A 15798-nucleotide genomic window follows, 5' to 3' on the forward strand; every position below is an offset into this window, starting at 1 on the left:
CGGGAATTCAGGTGGTTACTCGAGCCTGCGAGCCGGCGCGACGCGCGAGCGTCGGCTGCTGATTGCAGCCGCGCATTGCAGCTGACTGCTGTGGCTGGCTGCTGTGGCTGCCTACGGTGGCTGCCTACTGTGCCGCCTGCTGCGGCTGGGGCAGGCCCTGAATCTTCATGCCGGGCTTGATGCCCTTCGACTCGAACCAGCCCTTGCTCATCTCGAGCGCGTAGACGCCATTGTTGCGCGGGCAATGGTTGTTCTCGGTTTCGGCCTGCATCTCGTCGATGTCGGTGATCGTGCCGTCCGCGCGGATAAACGCGATCGACAGCGGAATCAGCGTGTTTTTCATCCAGAAGCAGTGCACCGCGGTCTCGTTGAACACGAACAGCATGCCCTCGTTCGGCCTGAGCTCCGTACGATACATGAGGCCTTGCTCGCGATCCGGATCGTTCGCGGCGACGGCAGCGTCGATCACGAACATGCCGGCCGTCAGTTTCACGCGCGGGAAGTCGCCGGGCTGCTTCGCGCCGGGCGGAATTTGCGCAAACGCGTCGCGCGCCGGCAAGGCGGCAAACGACAACGCGACGACCGACAACGCAACGGCAAGCGCGAGGCGCGCCGCAAAATTCGCCCATAGCGAGCGCGGGTTGAATCGCACGACGGTGCTCCTTCTCCAGAGATGAACCGCGAATGTTACGCGAGCGCACAGAAAAAGAAAAAGGCAGACGGCCTTGCGGCGATCTGCCTTTCAACGCCGTAAGAACGGCAGGTATGGCTTGTTCTTGACTGCGTTATTTCTTCGAACTTATTCCGAAGCGGCCGAAGCTGCAGCTGCCGGTGCTGCCTTCTTCTTCGAAGCGTGCTTCGTGTGCTTCTTCGTTGCCTTGTGTGCCGACGAAGCCGGAGCCATTGCGTCAGCGGCCGGAGCCGAAGCTTGTGCGAAAGCAGCAGATGCGAAGAGGCCAGCGACCAGAGCGGCGATGAGCTTGTTCATTGTGTGAAATCCTCAGCTTTAGTTAATTAACCAGATGACCCGTGGGTCGAGTCATGTCGTTCAACGTGCCATCCACCTTTCGGTTGACAGCCGGTTCGTCAAATTTCCGCGGAAATTCTCATGAGCCGGTTGCGAGCTGCGAGTCGCGCGCGACACACGGCAGCGATGTGCCGGGTGGTGCGAACGGCTTGCGAGGCTGAATGCCGGACAGCTCGCGGCATCTGGGTCGTGTAACGCGTGATGCCGCGACGCGGTTGACGAAACGGCGGACGAAAGCTCGCGAATTTTTGCGGCACACGACGGTGCGCCGCGAGTCGGACGACGCTGCCTAGGCGAGCCCGTCCCACGGCGCGCGTGCGGACAGTTCGGTCGACTCGCCCGGTTCGAGGCCGAGCGCGAAGATGTCGAGCGCGCCGATGCCGACGCGCACGAGACGCAAGGTCGGGAAGCCGACCGCGGCCGTCATTCGACGCACCTGGCGGTTCTTGCCTTCGGTGATCGACAGTTCGATCCACGTCGTCGGAATGGCCGCGCGGTAGCGGATCGGCGGATTGCGCGGCCACAACGCGGCGGGCGGTTCGACAAACTCCGCGCGACACGGGCGCGTCACATAGTCGCCGAGATCGATGCCGCGCGCGAGCGTCTTCAGGTCCGCGGTGCGCGGCGTGCCCTCGACTTGCGCCCAGTAGCGTTTGACAAGTTTGTGACGCGGCTCGGCGATGCGCGTCTGCAGCGCGCCATCGTCGGTGAGGAGCAGCAGACCTTCGCTGTCGGAATCGAGCCGGCCCGCCGGATAGACGCCGGGCACGCGCACCCAGTCCGCCAGCGACGCGCGCGTTTCGTGCGGCGAGAACTGACAGATCGTGCCGTAGGGCTTGTTCAGAGCGAGCAGCGTCATGCGCGGAATCTGTGCTGATGAATGGAGTAGTAACGTCAAATGGCGGCGTTCGCGCCGTAAAGGCGCGAGAATAGGACGCAGGAGATGAACGCGCGGACGCAAGCCGCAAACATGGTAAATGGCGCGATATTAATGCATAATACGGAGCGCTCAGTCTTATGTCTTATATAAGACCTATGACATCACGCTTCTGAGCAGGCATGCCGATGTCTTTCTGCTTTCCCGCGAGGGTCCGGTCTGGCCGTGCTGGCCTTTCTCCGGCTTCTGCCCGGCCTTCGCGGACCGGGCCGCGGCAGCGTTCGCGTACGACGGTGGGCTAGAATAACGGCCTGGCGGCTCACGGACGTCAGGCATGCGCGGTAAGAGGAATGCCCGGGAATGCCCGGGAGTGCCGGTTTTTGCGGGTCCCCAATCTGCTTTCACAGCACAGCCATCCATCACTGGAGTCCGATCATGGCGTATCAGCACATCAAGGTTCCGACGGGCGGTGACAAGATCGCCGTCAACGCGGATTTCTCGCTCAAGGTTTCCGACCAGCCGATCATTCCGTACATCGAAGGCGACGGTACGGGTGTCGATATCACGCCGGTGATGATCAAGGTCGTCGATGCGGCGGTCGAGAAGGCGTATGGCGGCAAGAAAAAGATCCACTGGATGGAAGTTTTTGCCGGCGAGAAGGCGACCCGCGTGTACGGTCCCGATGTGTGGCTGCCGGAAGAAACGCTGGCCGCGGTCAAGGAATACGTGGTGTCGATCAAGGGCCCGCTGACGACGCCGGTCGGCGGCGGCATCCGCTCGCTGAACGTCGCGCTGCGCCAGGAACTGGACCTGTACGTATGCCTGCGCCCGGTGCAGTACTTCAAAGGCGTGCCGTCGCCGGTGCGCGAGCCGGAAAAAACCAACATGGTGATCTTCCGCGAGAACTCGGAAGACATCTACGCGGGCATCGAATGGGCCGCGGAATCGGAGCAGGCGAAGAAGGTCATCAAGTTCCTGCGCGACGAAATGGGCGTGAAGAAAATCCGTTTCCCGGACACGTCGGCGATCGGCGTGAAGCCGGTGTCGAAAGAAGGCACCGAGCGCCTCGTGCGCAAGGCGATCCAGTACGCGATCGACAACGACCGCCGTTCGGTCACGCTCGTGCACAAAGGCAACATCATGAAGTTCACCGAGGGCGCGTTCCGTGACTACGGCTATGCGCTGGCGCAGAAGGAATTCGGCGCGGAACTCGTGGACGGCGGCCCGTGGATGAAATTCAAGAATCCGAAGTCGGGCAACGAAATCGTCATCAAGGATGTGATCGCCGACGCGTTCCTGCAGCAGATCCTGCTGCGACCTGCCGAGTACGACGTGATCGCGACGCTGAACCTGAACGGCGACTACGTTTCCGACGCGCTCGCCGCGCAAGTGGGCGGCATCGGCATCGCGCCCGGCGCGAACATGTCGGATTCCGTCGCGATGTTCGAAGCGACGCACGGCACCGCGCCGAAGTACGCGGGCAAGGACTACGTGAACCCGGGATCGGAAATCCTCTCGGCGGAAATGATGCTGCGTCATCTTGGCTGGACCGAAGCGGCCGACGTGATCATTTCGTCGATGGAGAAGTCGATCCTGCAGAAGCGCGTGACGTACGACTTCGCGCGTCTGATGGAAGGCGCGACTCAAGTGTCGTGCTCGGGCTTCGGTCAGGTCATGATCGAGAATATGTAATCGCGGTTCGGGTCCCGATTGCTGCTGTTTCGCGCGGCCCGAATCGAGCGATTGAACCCCGGCGGATCGCGTCGCGATTGCCGGGGTTCTTTTTTCGAGCACTGTTCGAAATCGCGCTTTTCGCTTTCGTTGCGCGCGCATCGAGTTCGCACCATGCGTTCCGCTTCGGCGCGCGAACGCAGGAGCTGCGTTATGCTGGGCGCTCGCCGCGAATGAACGCCTGATCGCCCGATCTGCGGGAAACGAATACGTTGGTGCGCATCGTCATTGTGCTGTCACTTGCCATGCTCGCGATGCAACGTTGCGGTATGAACAGGGAACAACCGATGATTCGCAGGGAATTTCTGGCTCGTGCGCTGCGCGCCGCCGTCGCATCTGCCGCAGGGTCTTTCGGCGTGCGCAGCGCGCTCGCGCAGCACGCCGGGCACGATATGCAGGACATGCCGGGCATGGAAGGCATGGGCGACATGCACGGCACGCATGATACGGCCGCCATGCGCGGCATGGCGTCGCATGCGGGCAGCGCGAACGACGCAGGTGTCGCGCTCGCATCGCCGAACGCATTGCCGTCCGGCGCGCCGCTCGCGACGTTGCGCCGCCTCGCCAACGAAAGCAGCGATCCGGGCATGTTTCGCGCAACGCTCGTCGCGCAGCCGGTGCGCCGGCAACTGATGCCGGGCAAGGCGACGCCATTCTGGCTGTACGGCGACGCGGCGCAAGGTCCGGTCGCGGGTCCGCTGATCGACGTGCACGAAGAAGATACCGTCGAAATACGCTTCGTGAACCGCCTGCCGCAGCCGTCGACCGTGCACTGGCACGGCCTGCCGGTGCCGCCCGATCAGGACGGCAATCCGTTCGACCCCGTCGCGCCGGGCGAATCGCGCGTCTACCGCTTCACGTTGCCGCGCGGCAGCGCCGGCACGTACTGGTATCACCCGCATCCGCATATGTTGTCGGCGGGGCAGGTGTACCGCGGCCTTGCCGGGCCGATCGTCGTGCGCGCGGCCGACGACCCTCTTGCCGCGTTGCCTGAACGCCATCTGTTCCTGACCGACCTCAAACTCGCCGCCGACGGCTCGATCGCGCCGAACGACATGATGGACTGGATGAATGGCCGTGAGGGTCAGTTCGTGCTGGTCAACGGCGCGCGGCGCCCGCGCCTCGTGGTTGCGCGCGACGAGCGATGGCGCGTCTGGAACGCGTGCAATGCGAGGTATCTGAGGCTGTCGCTCGGCGTCAATTACCCGTTCGTGCAGGTCGGCACCGACGGCGGCCTGCTCGGCGACGCGCGCGACGGCCTGACCGAACTGCTGCTGGCGCCCGGTGAGCGCGCCGAGCTGGTGGTGCGCGCGGGCCAATGGCCATCGCAGACCGCGCTGACGGCCGCCGTCTACGACCGCCGCAAAATGGCGATGGGCTCGGGCGGCGAGCACGGCAGTTTGCCGCCCGATCCGGCCCGTGTGCTCGCCGACGTGCGTTTTTCACCGGCCGGCGGCGCGGGCACAGGCGCAGGCGCCGAGCCGACGCTGCATCCGCTTCCATCGCCGCTTCGTACGATCGAAGCGCTGGCGCCTCCGGCGGGCGCCTCGGCGCCGCGAAAATCCGTCGTCTTCTCCGAAGAGATGGATATGACCGCGATGCATCGGCCGGGCGCGACGATGCACGAGATGCCGGCCGGGATGAAATTTCTGATCAACGGCGAAACCTTTGATGCGTCTCGCATTGCGCTCACGAGCCGCAGCGGCGAGGTCGAGCATTGGTCGATTGAAAATCGTACCGACATGGACCATCCGTTCCACCTGCACGGCACGCAGTTTCAGGTTGTCGAGCGGGAGCGAAACGGCAAACGGACGCCGGAGCCGTACCTCGCATGGCGCGACACGGTCAATGTTCAGCCGGGTGAAACAGTGCGCATTGCCACTGTGCAGAAAATGCCGGGCGAGCGGATGTTTCACTGCCATATTCTCGAACACGAAGATCTCGGAATGATGGCGACGCTGAAAGTCGTCTAGACCGCCGCGTTCAATGGCGCGCCGATTATGATTCTTAAAAGCGAAAAAGAAAAAACCCGGCGTGAGGCCGGGTCTCAATAACTGGGCTTTCAAACGTGCCGTGCTTCAAAAGCCGTCACGCTTTGTAAACGAGGAACCCGGCATGAAGCCGGGTTCTTTAAAGGGTACGGGAATCGAACAAATTCAGGCAGCAGCCTGGATGTTCGATGCCTGTTTGCCTTTGGGGCCTTGCACGACCTCGAAACTCACCTTCTGGCCTTCCTTGAGGGTTTTGAACCCGTTCATCTGGATAGCCGAAAAGTGTGCAAACAGATCCTCACCGCCTTCGTCGGGCGTAATGAATCCGAAACCTTTCGCGTCATTGAACCATTTGACCGTACCGGTTGCCATACCAACTTCCCCTGTATCTCAATCACACGAGCCCTCGAAAAGCCCAACGACCGCGAAATGCAGCCGCCCCTCCTCACAAGCTCACCAACGGCATTTTTTCGTATAGACCGCGCATTGAAAAAAGTGCCAGCTTGATTGTTGAGTCTCTTTATTCGAGTGTCAAGGAAATTTTGAGACGCTATGTGCGCCGTTGTAAAGAACCAATTTCCAGGGTTTTTCCTTCTTTTCTTATGTGCGGTCGCCCAAGCGGTCCATCTTGAAAAGTCGCATAATCGACTCACATGCCGCGTGTAGCCGGGCTTTTCGGGGCGCGTGCCGTCGGACGCTTCTGCATCCGCGGCGAGCTTAACGTCTGCTGGCGCAGGTTGTGCGATACTCGTTTCGGACAGCGGCCTTTGCGCCGCGAACTGGAACGAATGAGGACATACCGGAGGGCTGGTTCCGCGATCGGCCCCGCGCATTGCGCAAGCGCGACGGGCCAACGCCCGCGGGTCCCGGCCGATGTGTTACCGGCCGTGGCCGGCTGGTCGGCCGGTTGGGTTTTGACAGGATTGCGGGCCTGTCCGAGTTGTTTAGAATGGGTGTATGGCGATTATCCCGGACAAGCAGGACAACACGGTACTGGAGCGGCAGGAACAAAAGCTGAAACCGCCGGCCATGTACAAGGTAGTGCTGTTGAATGACGACTTCACGCCGATGGAATTCGTCGTGATGATCGTGCAGGAATATTTCAATAAAGATCGTGAGACCGCTACGCAGATAATGCTGAAGGTGCATCGCGAAGGCAGGGGAGTTTGTGGGGTCTACACGCGGGACATCGCGTCGACCAAAGTCGAGCAAGTCGTTACCCACGCACGGCAGGCCGGGCATCCGCTGCAGTGTGTGATGGAGGAAGCATGATTGCCCAGGAACTGGAAGTCAGCCTGCACATGGCGTTTATGGAAGCACGTCAGGCGCGGCATGAGTTCATCACGGTCGAACATCTTTTGCTGGCGCTGTTGGACAACCCGACAGCTGCCGAAGTGCTGCGCGCCTGCGCGGCCAACATCGAAGACCTGCGGCAGAACCTGCGCAACTTCATTCATGACAACACGCCTACCGTGCCAGGCACGGATGACGTCGATACGCAGCCCACGCTGGGTTTCCAGCGTGTGATCCAGCGCGCGATCATGCACGTGCAGTCCACGTCGAACGGCAAGAAGGAAGTGACGGGCGCGAACGTGCTCGTCGCGATCTTCGGCGAGAAGGATTCGCACGCGGTGTACTACCTGCAGCAGCAGGGCGTCACGCGCCTCGACGTGGTGAACTTCATCTCGCATGGCATCGCGAAGACGAACAGCACCGATGCGGCGAAGGCGAGCGATTCGAACACCGAATCGGACGAAGCAGCCGCGCAGAAGGAAACGCCGCTCGCGCAGTTCACGCAGAACCTGAACCAGATGGCGAAGGACGGCCGCATCGATCCGCTGATCGGACGCGAAGCGGAAGTCGAGCGCGTGGTGCAGGTGCTGTGCCGCCGGCGCAAGAACAACCCGCTGCTGGTCGGCGAGGCCGGCGTCGGCAAGACCGCGATCGCCGAAGGCCTTGCGTGGCGCATCATGCGCGGCGAGGTGCCCGATATCCTGGCCGATGCGCAGGTGTATTCGCTCGATATGGGCGCGCTGCTGGCCGGCACGAAATATCGCGGCGACTTCGAGCAGCGTCTCAAGACCGTGCTGAAGGAACTGAAAGAGCGTCCGCACGCGATTCTGTTCATCGACGAAATTCATACGCTGATCGGCGCGGGTGCCGCATCGGGCGGCACGCTCGATGCGTCGAATCTGCTGAAGCCGGCGTTGTCGTCGGGCACGCTCAAGTGCATCGGCGCGACGACGTTCACCGAATTCCGCGGCATCTTCGAGAAAGACGCAGCGTTGTCGCGCCGTTTCCAGAAGATCGACGTCACGGAACCGACGGTCGAGCAGACGGTTGCGATTCTGCGTGGCCTCAAGTCGCGCTTCGAAGAGCACCACGGCGTGAAGTACTCGTCGGGTGCGCTGTCGGCCGCGGCCGAACTGTCGGCGCGCTTCATCACGGACCGTCATCTGCCGGACAAGGCGATCGATGTGATCGACGAAGCGGGCGCGGCGCAACGGATTCTGCCGAAATCGAAGCAGAAGCGCACGATCGGCAAGGGCGAGATCGAGGAAATCATCTCGAAGATCGCGCGCGTCCCGGCGCAAAGCGTGTCGCAGGACGATCGCAGCAAGCTGCAAACGCTCGATCGCGACCTGAAAGCGGTCGTGTTCGGCCAGGATCCGGCTATCGACGCGTTGTCTGCTTCGATCAAGATGGCGCGCGCGGGTCTCGGCAAGACCGACAAGCCGATTGGCGCATTCCTGTTCTCGGGCCCGACCGGCGTCGGCAAGACCGAAGTGGCGCGGCAACTGGCGTTCACGCTCGGTATCGAGCTGATCCGTTTCGATATGTCCGAGTACATGGAGCGTCACGCGGTCAGCCGTCTGATCGGCGCGCCGCCCGGATATGTCGGTTTCGACCAGGGCGGTCTGCTGACCGAAGCCGTGACGAAGAAGCCGCATTGCGTGCTGCTGCTCGACGAAATCGAGAAGGCGCATCCGGACATCTTCAACGTGCTGCTGCAGGTGATGGACCACGGCACGCTGACCGATAACAACGGGCGCAAGGCGGACTTCCGCAACGTGATCATCATCATGACCACCAACGCGGGCGCGGAGGCGATGCAGAAGTCGTCGATGGGCTTTACGAATCGCCGCGAAACCGGCGACGAAATGGCCGACATCAAGCGCATGTTCACGCCGGAGTTCCGCAATCGTCTCGATGCGACGATCAGCTTCCGCTCGCTCGATGAAGAAATCATCATGCGCGTGGTCGACAAGTTCCTGATGCAGCTCGAAGACCAGTTGCATGAGAAGAAGGTCGACGCGCTCTTCACCGACAACCTGCGCAAGCATCTCGCGAAGCACGGTTTCGATCCGCTGATGGGCGCGCGTCCGATGCAGCGCCTGATCCAGGATACGATCCGCCGCGCACTGGCCGACGAACTGCTGTTCGGCAAGCTGATGAACGGCGGCCGTGTGACGGTCGATGTCGATCAGGAAGACAAGGTCCAGCTGACGTTCGACGAACAGTCGCTGCCGCCGCGGAATCCGAATCCGGAAGCGGTGGAAGTGGACTGAAGTCGTCCGTCTTCTTCGGAAAAAACGGCGTGGGTTCTTCAACCCGCGCCGTTTTTATTTTGCCTCCCGCACGTCGGGGCCAACGCAACCGAAGTGTCGTTACCGCGTCCGCGTCGCAAGTCAGTGCTTGCCGGTACTCCCGAACCCGCCCTCACCGCGCTCGCTCGCGGCGAACTCGTCGACGATATTGAACTGTGCCTGCACGACGGGCACGATCACGAGCTGCGCGAGCCGCTCCATGGGGTTCAGCGTGAATGTCGTTTGCCCGCGGTTCCACGTCGAAATCATTAGCTGGCCCTGGTAATCCGAGTCGATCAGGCCGACGAGATTGCCGAGCACGATGCCGTGTTTGTGACCCATCCCCGAACGCGGCAGAATCAGCGCCGCATAGCCGGGGTCGCCGACATGCACGGCGAGGCCGGTCGGCACGAGTGCCGTGCCGCCGGGCGCGAGCGTCAGCGGTTCATCGAGGCAGGCGCGCAGGTCGAGGCCCGCGCTGCCCGGCGTGGCGTAGGCGGGCAGATAGTCGCGCATGCGCGCGTCGAGAATCTTCAGGTCGAGTTTCATGCAGGTCGAATTTATGTTCGGGTTTGGAATGAAGTGGGGAAAACCGCGGCGCAGTATCCGGGTCCGCTCAGCGACCGAGCTCGAACGCCTCGGCAAGCAGTTGATAAGAACGCAGCCGCGCTTCGTAACTGCCGGCGACGGTCAGCACGATCAGTTCATCGGCCTCGAACTGTTCCTGCAGTGCTCGCATGCGCTCGGTCACCGACTCCGGCGTGCCGATAATGCTGCGCGGCTTCTCGCGATCGATGATCAACTGCTCACGCGCGCCGTATTCTTGCGCGACGCCTTGCGCAATCGACGGAATCGGCGCGTTGAGTCCATACGCCATTTGCACGCGGCGCAGATCGACGGCTTTTTCGAGGTCCGCGGCCTCGCGCTCGGTATCGGCGCAGATCACAAATACGGCGGCGGCGAGATATGGCTTTGCCTCGTGACCCGCCTGAAAGCGTTCGCGATACGCCTGCGCGACCGCATGTCCGAAATGCGCATTGATGAAATGCGCAAACGAAAAGCGGATACCGAGCTGCGCCGCGAGCATGCCGCCGAAGTCGCTGGAACCGAGCATCCACAACTGCGGACGCGCGTCGATTTGAGGCTGCAGCAGCACGCCGTACGCGACGTGATCCGAAGGCAGCGTGCCGTTCATCAAGCCGATCAGATCGGCCACCTGCTGCGGGAAAATATCGCCGCGATTGTACGCGCCTGCCGCGACCGCCTGCGCGGTGCGCATGTCGCCGCCCGGCGCGCGGCCGACACCGAGATCGATGCGATTCGGAAACAGCGCCTCGAGCATCAGGAACTGCTCGGCGATCTTGAACGGACTGTAGTACGGCAGCATCACGCCGCCCGAGCCGATGCGAATCCGTTTCGTCACGCTGCCGAGGTGCGCGAGCATCACTTCAGGGCACGGATTCGACACGCCGCGCAAGCCGTGATGCTCGGCACACCAGTACCGTGTGTAGCCGAGATCGTCGGCCAGTTGCGCGAGTTCGACCGTTGCGGCAATCGCATCGGCCACCGAGTGCCCGTCGATCACGGGCGTCTGGTCGAGCACGGAGAGTAGCGTCATGACAGCAGCGCTCCTGGATAGCTAGAGTGCGGGAGGCACGCGAAGGCGAGCGCGAAGTTCACGGCGGCCGTTTAGCCGATCAGGCTCGCGTCCGGCAGACGCTGCGCGATTTCGGCGATCAGCGCGCGCGCGAGCGCCTGTTTGCCGGCGCGCGGCAGCCGCGTGATGCCGCCTGCCTCGAACAGTGCGACTTCGTTATCGTCGCGGCCGAACGTCAGCGGACCGAGGTTGCCGATCAGCAGCGGCACGTTCTTGCGCACGCGTTTTTCTTCGCCATGCACGTCGAGGTCGCCGCTCTCGGCGGCAAAGCCGACGCAATACGGCGGATGCGTGAGATGCGCGACCGCGGACAGAATGTCCGGGTTTTCGACGAACGTGAACGCAGGCACCGCGCGATCCGCGGTTTTCTTGATCTTCTGCTCGCTCACATGTTCGGCGCGCCAGTCCGCCACCGCGGCGACGCCGATAAAGATGTCGTAGTCGGGTACCGCGCGCATCACCGCTTCATACATCTGCTGAGCGGTTTGCACGTCTTCGCGGTAGACGCCCCACGGCGTATCGAGCGCGACCGGGCCCGCGACCAGATGCACGTCCGCGCCGGCCTGCTGCGCAGCACGGGCGAGCGCGAAACCCATCTTGCCGCTCGAGCGGTTCGTGATGCCGCGCACCGGGTCGAGCGGCTCGAAGGTCGGACCCGCGGTCAGCAGCACGCGGCGGCCGGCGAGCACCTTCGGCTGGAAAAACGAAACGATCGCTTCGTAGGTGGCTTCGGGCTCGAGCATCCGGCCGTCGCCGATTTCACCGCACGCCTGCGCGCCGGAGTCGGGCCCCAGCACCTGCACGCCGTCGCCGCGCAGCAGCGCGACATTGCGCTGCGTCGCCGGGTTCATCCACATCTGACGGTTCATGGCGGGCACCACGAGCAGCGGACAGTCGCGCGCGATGCACAGCGTGGACAGCAGATCGTCGGCCATGCCGTGCGCGAGCTTCGCGAGAAAGTCGGTGGAGGCCGGCGCGATGACGATCGCGTCCGCTTCACGCGACAGATCGATATGCGGCATGTTGTTCGCGATACGCGCATCCCACTGGCTCGTGTAGACGGGGCGCCCGGACAGCGCCTGCATCGTGACCGGCGTGATGAATTGCGTCGCCGCCTCGGTCATCGCGATCTGCACCGTGGCGCCTGCTTTCACGAGCAGGCGCGTGAGTTCGGCGATCTTGTAGCACGCGATGCCGCCCGTCATGCCGAGCACCAGATGCTTGCCGGCGAGCTCGCCGACGATCATGGCTTCGGGCGCAGCGGCTGCGTCGCGCGCATCATCGCGTTGTTCGGTCGACGCGGCGAGCGCATCGTTGGTCAGCTTGTTTGCCACTGAAGTCTCCGACTAGACGTCGACCCTACCCGCGCATTTCGGCGCCTGTGCCAGCGCATGTCTGAGCGCGTCTCTCAGCACAAGCCGCAGCACACCCCGCAGCACACGTCTGAGCACCCGTCAGCGTGCCCCGCGCACGCGCCGCAATTCGTCGATCACGAGCAGCACGGCGCCGATCGTAATGGCGCTGTCGGCAAGATTGAACGCGGGCCAATGCCATCCGCCGACGTGGAAATCGAGAAAATCGATCACGTGGCCGTACATCAGCCGGTCGATCACATTGCCGAGCGCGCCGCCGAGAATCAGCGCGAGCGCGGTGCAGAACATTCTCTGCGTGCCGTGGCGCTTGAGCAGATAGCAGATCACGAGCGCCGCGACGATACCGAGCAGCGTGAACGCCCAGCGCTGCCAGCCGCCCGCCATCGCGAGAAAGCTGAACGCCGCGCCGCGGTTGAACACGAGCACGAGATTGAAGAACGGCGTAATCACGTGCGACTCGCCGTACGCGAACACCTTCGCGATCGCGATCTTCGTCAGCTGGTCGCCAAGGATCACGATCAGTGCGACGCCGAGCCATGGCGCAAGCGACCCGCTTGCCGATTTCGACAGGCTTCTGGACATTATGCCGCGCTCCTTGCTTCGCCGTTGCCGAACAGGTTGCTCACGCAGCGGCCGCACAGCGTCGGATGGTCGGCATCGGCGCCGACGTCCGCGCGATAGTGCCAGCAGCGCTCGCATTTCAGATACTTCGACGCAATCACTTCGACGCCTTCGTCCGTCTCGCTCTCCACCTTGACGACGTTCGCCGCGGACGTGATCAGCACGAACTTCAGATCGTCTTCGAGGCTGGCCAGCGCATCGTAGCGCGCGCCGCTCGCGCGCAGCTCGACTTCGGCCTGCAGCGACGAGCCGATCAGGTTCGCGACGCGCGCTTCCTCGAGCGCCTTCGTCACGTCGCCGCGCACCGCGCGCAGGAGCGCCCACTTGTCGAGCAGCGCGGCACCGTCCGGCACCTCGGGGTAAGCGTGATAAAGCTCGGTGAAGATCGTCTCGCTGTGCGGCTGAAACACCTTCCACGCTTCTTCGGCGGTGAACGACAGGAACGGCGCCATCAGACGCAGCAGCCCGTTTGCGATGTGATACAGCGCGGTTTGCGCGGAACGGCGCGCGGCGGAGTCGGGCGCGGTTGTGTACAGGCGGTCCTTCAGCACGTCGAGGTAGAAGCCGCCGAGGTCTTCCGAGCAGAACGTCTGCAGCTTCGCGACCACCGGATGGAACTCGTACCTGTCGTAGTGCGCGAGGACGTCGGTTTGCAGGCTCGCCGTCAGCGCGAGCGCGTAGCGGTCGATCTCGAGCCATTCGCCAACGGGCCGCGCATGCTGCGCGTAATCGAAGTCCGACAGATTGGCGAGCAGAAAGCGCAGCGTATTGCGGATGCGCCGATAGCTTTCGGTTACGCGCTTCAGGATTTCCTCGGAAATCGCCAGCTCGCCCGAATAGTCGGTCGACGCAATCCACAGACGGATGATTTCCGCGCCGAGCCGGTTCGACACTTCATGCGGATCGATGCCGTTGCCAAGCGACTTGCTCATCTTGCGGCCTTCGCCGTCGACGGTGAAGCCGTGCGTGAGCAGCGCGTTGTACGGCGGCCGGCCGTCGAGCATCGACGCAGTCAGCAGCGACGAATGGAACCAGCCGCGGTGCTGGTCCGAACCTTCGAGGTACAGGTCGGCCGGGAATTGCAGTTCGTCTTTGTGCGAGCCGCGCAGCACATGCCAGTGCGTCGTGCCCGAATCGAACCAGACGTCGAGCGTATCGCGGTTCTTTTCGTACAGGTTCGCGTCGTCGCCGATCAGTTCGCGCGGATCGAGCGTTTGCCACGCTTCGATGCCGGACACTTCGACGCGTTTCGCGACTTCCTCGAGCAGTTCGAGCGTGCGCGGATGCAGTTCGCCCGTTTCCTTGTGCACGAAGAATGCCATCGGCACGCCCCATTGGCGCTGGCGCGACAGCGTCCAGTCCGGGCGATTCGCGATCATCGCGAACAGGCGCTGCTTGCCCCACGACGGAAAGAACGCGGTCGCCTCGATGCCTTCGAGCGCGGTTTCGCGTAGCGTCCTGCCGCCGTCGCGCGGCTTCACGTCCATGCCGGCGAACCATTGCGACGTCGCACGATAGATGATCGGCGTCTTGTGGCGCCAGCAGTGCATATAGCTGTGCGTGTACTTCTCGCTGCGCAGCAGCGTGCCGGCCTCGCGCAGCGCGTCGACGATCTTCGGATTCGCAACCCAGATCGACAGCCCGCCGAACAGCGCAAGCGATTCGATATAGCGGCCGTCGCCCATCACCGGGCTGATGATGTCGGAGTCCGCCATGCCGTGCGCCTTGCACGAGACAAAGTCTTCGACGCCATACGCCGGCGACGAGTGAACGATGCCGGTGCCGGTATCGGTCGTCACGTAGTCGCCGAGATAGACGGGCGACGTGCGCTTGTAGGCCGGATGCGCCGACGATAGCGGATGATGGAAGCGCAGGTTCGCCAGCGCGGCGCCGGGCGCGGTTGCGATCACGCGGCCTTGCAGACCGAAGTCCTTCATGCACGCTTCGACGCGCTCTTCGGCGAGGATCAGCAAGCCGCGCTGCGTATCGACGAGCGCGTAGACCACTTCGGGGTGCACGTTCAGCGCCTGGTTCGCGGGGATCGTCCACGGCGTCGTGGTCCAGATCACGATGCCGCCTTCGGCGCGCGGCAGCGCCGCAAGACCGAATGCCTGCGCGGTCTTGTCCGGTTCCGCGAACGCGAACAGCACGTCGATGGTCGGATCGGTCTTGTCCTTGTATTCGACTTCCGCTTCGGCGAGCGCCGAGCCGCAGTCGAAGCACCAGTTCACGGGCTTCAGGCCGCGAAACACATAGCCCTTTTCCATGATCTTCGCGAGCGCGCGGATTTCGCCGGCTTCGTTCGCGAAGTTCATCGTCTTGTACGGGTTGTCCCATTCGCCGAGCACGCCCAGGCGCCGGAAGCCCGCTTTCTGCTTCTCGATCTGCTCGGTCGCGTACGCGCGCGCCTTCTGCATTACTTCGGCGGCCGGCAGCGACTTGCCGAACTGCTTTTCGATCTGGATTTCGATCGGCATGCCGTGGCAATCCCAACCCGGCACGTAGACCGCGTCGAAGCCCGCCATATTGCGCGCCTTGACGATCATGTCCTTCAGGATCTTGTTCACCGCATGGCCGAGGTGGATGTCGCCGTTCGCATACGGCGGACCGTCGTGCAGGACGAATTTCGCGCGGCCCTTCGAGGCGGCGCGGATTTTTTCGTAGACCTTGCGCTCCTGCCAGTCCTTGACCCATTGCGGCTCACGCTTCGGCAGGTCGCCGCGCATCGGGAACGGCGTGTCCAGCAGGTTGACCGGATACTTGGCTTGCGGTTTCGAATCGGCTTTCTTGTTGCTCATGGTGACGTAGCGGTGAATACGGTGTTGGCGCCCATGTCGGCGGTCGGCGCGGATTTGCCCGGGATTGCGCGACCGGTAGTACGAGGCGGCGCGGCTTGCGAACCGTCGGGCCCGTCCGGCGGACTGTGCCGGCTTC

The 15798-nt window shown here is 63.1% G+C and carries 13 protein-coding genes; 4 read left to right on the plus strand and 9 right to left on the minus strand.

The window, feature by feature from the left end:
* Window positions 1–124 precede the first annotated feature (124 nt).
* The 3 genes from QYH69_RS01195 to QYH69_RS01205 form a co-directional block, all read right to left on the minus strand.
* Window positions 125–652, minus strand: coding sequence for a DUF192 domain-containing protein (locus tag QYH69_RS01195; RefSeq protein ID WP_308830099.1), 528 nt, complete (start codon window positions 650–652; stop codon window positions 125–127).
* Between the two features lie 147 nt (window positions 653–799).
* Window positions 800–988, minus strand: a complete 189-nt coding sequence (locus QYH69_RS01200; RefSeq protein ID WP_308830100.1) for a hypothetical protein — start codon at window positions 986–988, stop codon at window positions 800–802.
* Between the two features lie 328 nt (window positions 989–1316).
* Window positions 1317–1886, minus strand: a complete 570-nt coding sequence (locus QYH69_RS01205; protein ID WP_308830101.1) for a pseudouridine synthase — start codon at window positions 1884–1886, stop codon at window positions 1317–1319.
* A gap of 453 nt (window positions 1887–2339) precedes the next feature.
* On the opposite strand from QYH69_RS01205, the gene icd reads away from it, so the two are divergent.
* A complete protein-coding gene (icd, locus tag QYH69_RS01210; RefSeq protein WP_308830102.1) occupies window positions 2340–3596 on the plus strand; it encodes an NADP-dependent isocitrate dehydrogenase in 1257 nt (418 codons plus the stop codon).
* Between the two features lie 326 nt (window positions 3597–3922).
* Window positions 3923–5608: a multicopper oxidase family protein gene (locus QYH69_RS01215; RefSeq protein WP_308830103.1), complete on the plus strand. Its 1686-nt coding sequence runs from the start codon at window positions 3923–3925 to the stop codon at window positions 5606–5608.
* A 183-nt stretch (window positions 5609–5791) separates the two neighbouring features.
* Here the strand turns inward: QYH69_RS01215 and cspD are convergent, their stop codons facing one another.
* Window positions 5792–5998, minus strand: coding sequence for a cold shock domain-containing protein CspD (gene cspD, locus QYH69_RS01220; protein WP_017776809.1), 207 nt, complete (start codon window positions 5996–5998; stop codon window positions 5792–5794).
* 585 nt (window positions 5999–6583) lie between these two features.
* Here cspD and clpS point away from each other — a divergent pair.
* Window positions 6584–6898: an ATP-dependent Clp protease adapter ClpS gene (clpS, locus tag QYH69_RS01225; RefSeq protein WP_075155947.1), complete on the plus strand. Its 315-nt coding sequence runs from the start codon at window positions 6584–6586 to the stop codon at window positions 6896–6898.
* Window positions 6895–9195: an ATP-dependent Clp protease ATP-binding subunit ClpA gene (gene clpA, locus QYH69_RS01230; protein WP_075155948.1), complete on the plus strand. Its 2301-nt coding sequence runs from the start codon at window positions 6895–6897 to the stop codon at window positions 9193–9195. Before clpS ends, clpA begins: the two co-directional genes overlap by 4 nt.
* A 120-nt stretch (window positions 9196–9315) precedes the next feature.
* On the opposite strand, the gene dut is transcribed toward clpA, so the two are convergent.
* The 5 genes from dut to ileS form a co-directional block, all read right to left on the minus strand.
* The gene (gene dut / locus QYH69_RS01235; protein WP_308830104.1) at window positions 9316–9762 is read right to left on the minus strand and encodes a dUTP diphosphatase; all 447 of its coding nucleotides are present in this window, start codon (window positions 9760–9762) and stop codon (window positions 9316–9318) included.
* Window positions 9763–9829: 67 nt separating this feature from the next.
* Window positions 9830–10831, minus strand: a complete 1002-nt coding sequence (locus QYH69_RS01240) for an LLM class flavin-dependent oxidoreductase (RefSeq protein ID WP_308830105.1) — start codon at window positions 10829–10831, stop codon at window positions 9830–9832.
* Window positions 10832–10902: 71 nt separating this feature from the next.
* Window positions 10903–12117 carry a bifunctional phosphopantothenoylcysteine decarboxylase/phosphopantothenate--cysteine ligase CoaBC gene (gene coaBC / locus QYH69_RS01245; protein WP_308830333.1) on the minus strand — a complete coding sequence of 405 codons (1215 nt, stop codon included), beginning with the start codon at window positions 12115–12117 and terminating at the stop codon, window positions 10903–10905.
* Window positions 12118–12324: 207 nt separating this feature from the next.
* Complete coding sequence (lspA, locus tag QYH69_RS01250) at window positions 12325–12825, minus strand: signal peptidase II (RefSeq protein ID WP_308830106.1); 501 nt, start codon at window positions 12823–12825, stop codon at window positions 12325–12327.
* Window positions 12825–15662, minus strand: a complete 2838-nt coding sequence (gene ileS / locus QYH69_RS01255; protein WP_308830107.1) for an isoleucine--tRNA ligase — start codon at window positions 15660–15662, stop codon at window positions 12825–12827. The genes lspA and ileS overlap by 1 nt, the downstream gene beginning before the upstream one ends.
* Window positions 15663–15798: the final 136 nt, after the last annotated feature.

Source organism: Paraburkholderia sp. SARCC-3016 (genome assembly GCF_031119615.1).
GTDB lineage: Bacteria > Pseudomonadota > Gammaproteobacteria > Burkholderiales > Burkholderiaceae > Paraburkholderia.

Coding starts and splice junctions, on each gene's coding strand:
- QYH69_RS01200 (WP_308830100.1), bottom strand. CDS start 988: ATGAACAAGCTCATCGCCGCTCTGGTCGCTGGCCTCTTCGCATCTGCT.
- QYH69_RS01205 (WP_308830101.1), bottom strand. CDS start 1,886: ATGACGCTGCTCGCTCTGAACAAGCCCTACGGCACGATCTGTCAGTTC.
- icd (WP_308830102.1), top strand. CDS start 2,340: ATGGCGTATCAGCACATCAAGGTTCCGACGGGCGGTGACAAGATCGCC.
- QYH69_RS01215 (WP_308830103.1), top strand. CDS start 3,923: ATGATTCGCAGGGAATTTCTGGCTCGTGCGCTGCGCGCCGCCGTCGCA.
- cspD (WP_017776809.1), bottom strand. CDS start 5,998: ATGGCAACCGGTACGGTCAAATGGTTCAATGACGCGAAAGGTTTCGGA.
- clpS (WP_075155947.1), top strand. CDS start 6,584: ATGGCGATTATCCCGGACAAGCAGGACAACACGGTACTGGAGCGGCAG.
- clpA (WP_075155948.1), top strand. CDS start 6,895: ATGATTGCCCAGGAACTGGAAGTCAGCCTGCACATGGCGTTTATGGAA.
- dut (WP_308830104.1), bottom strand. CDS start 9,762: ATGAAACTCGACCTGAAGATTCTCGACGCGCGCATGCGCGACTATCTG.
- QYH69_RS01240 (WP_308830105.1), bottom strand. CDS start 10,831: ATGACGCTACTCTCCGTGCTCGACCAGACGCCCGTGATCGACGGGCAC.
- coaBC (WP_308830333.1), bottom strand. CDS start 12,117: ATGATCGTCGGCGAGCTCGCCGGCAAGCATCTGGTGCTCGGCATGACG.
- lspA (WP_308830106.1), bottom strand. CDS start 12,825: ATGTCCAGAAGCCTGTCGAAATCGGCAAGCGGGTCGCTTGCGCCATGG.
- ileS (WP_308830107.1), bottom strand. CDS start 15,662: ATGAGCAACAAGAAAGCCGATTCGAAACCGCAAGCCAAGTATCCGGTC.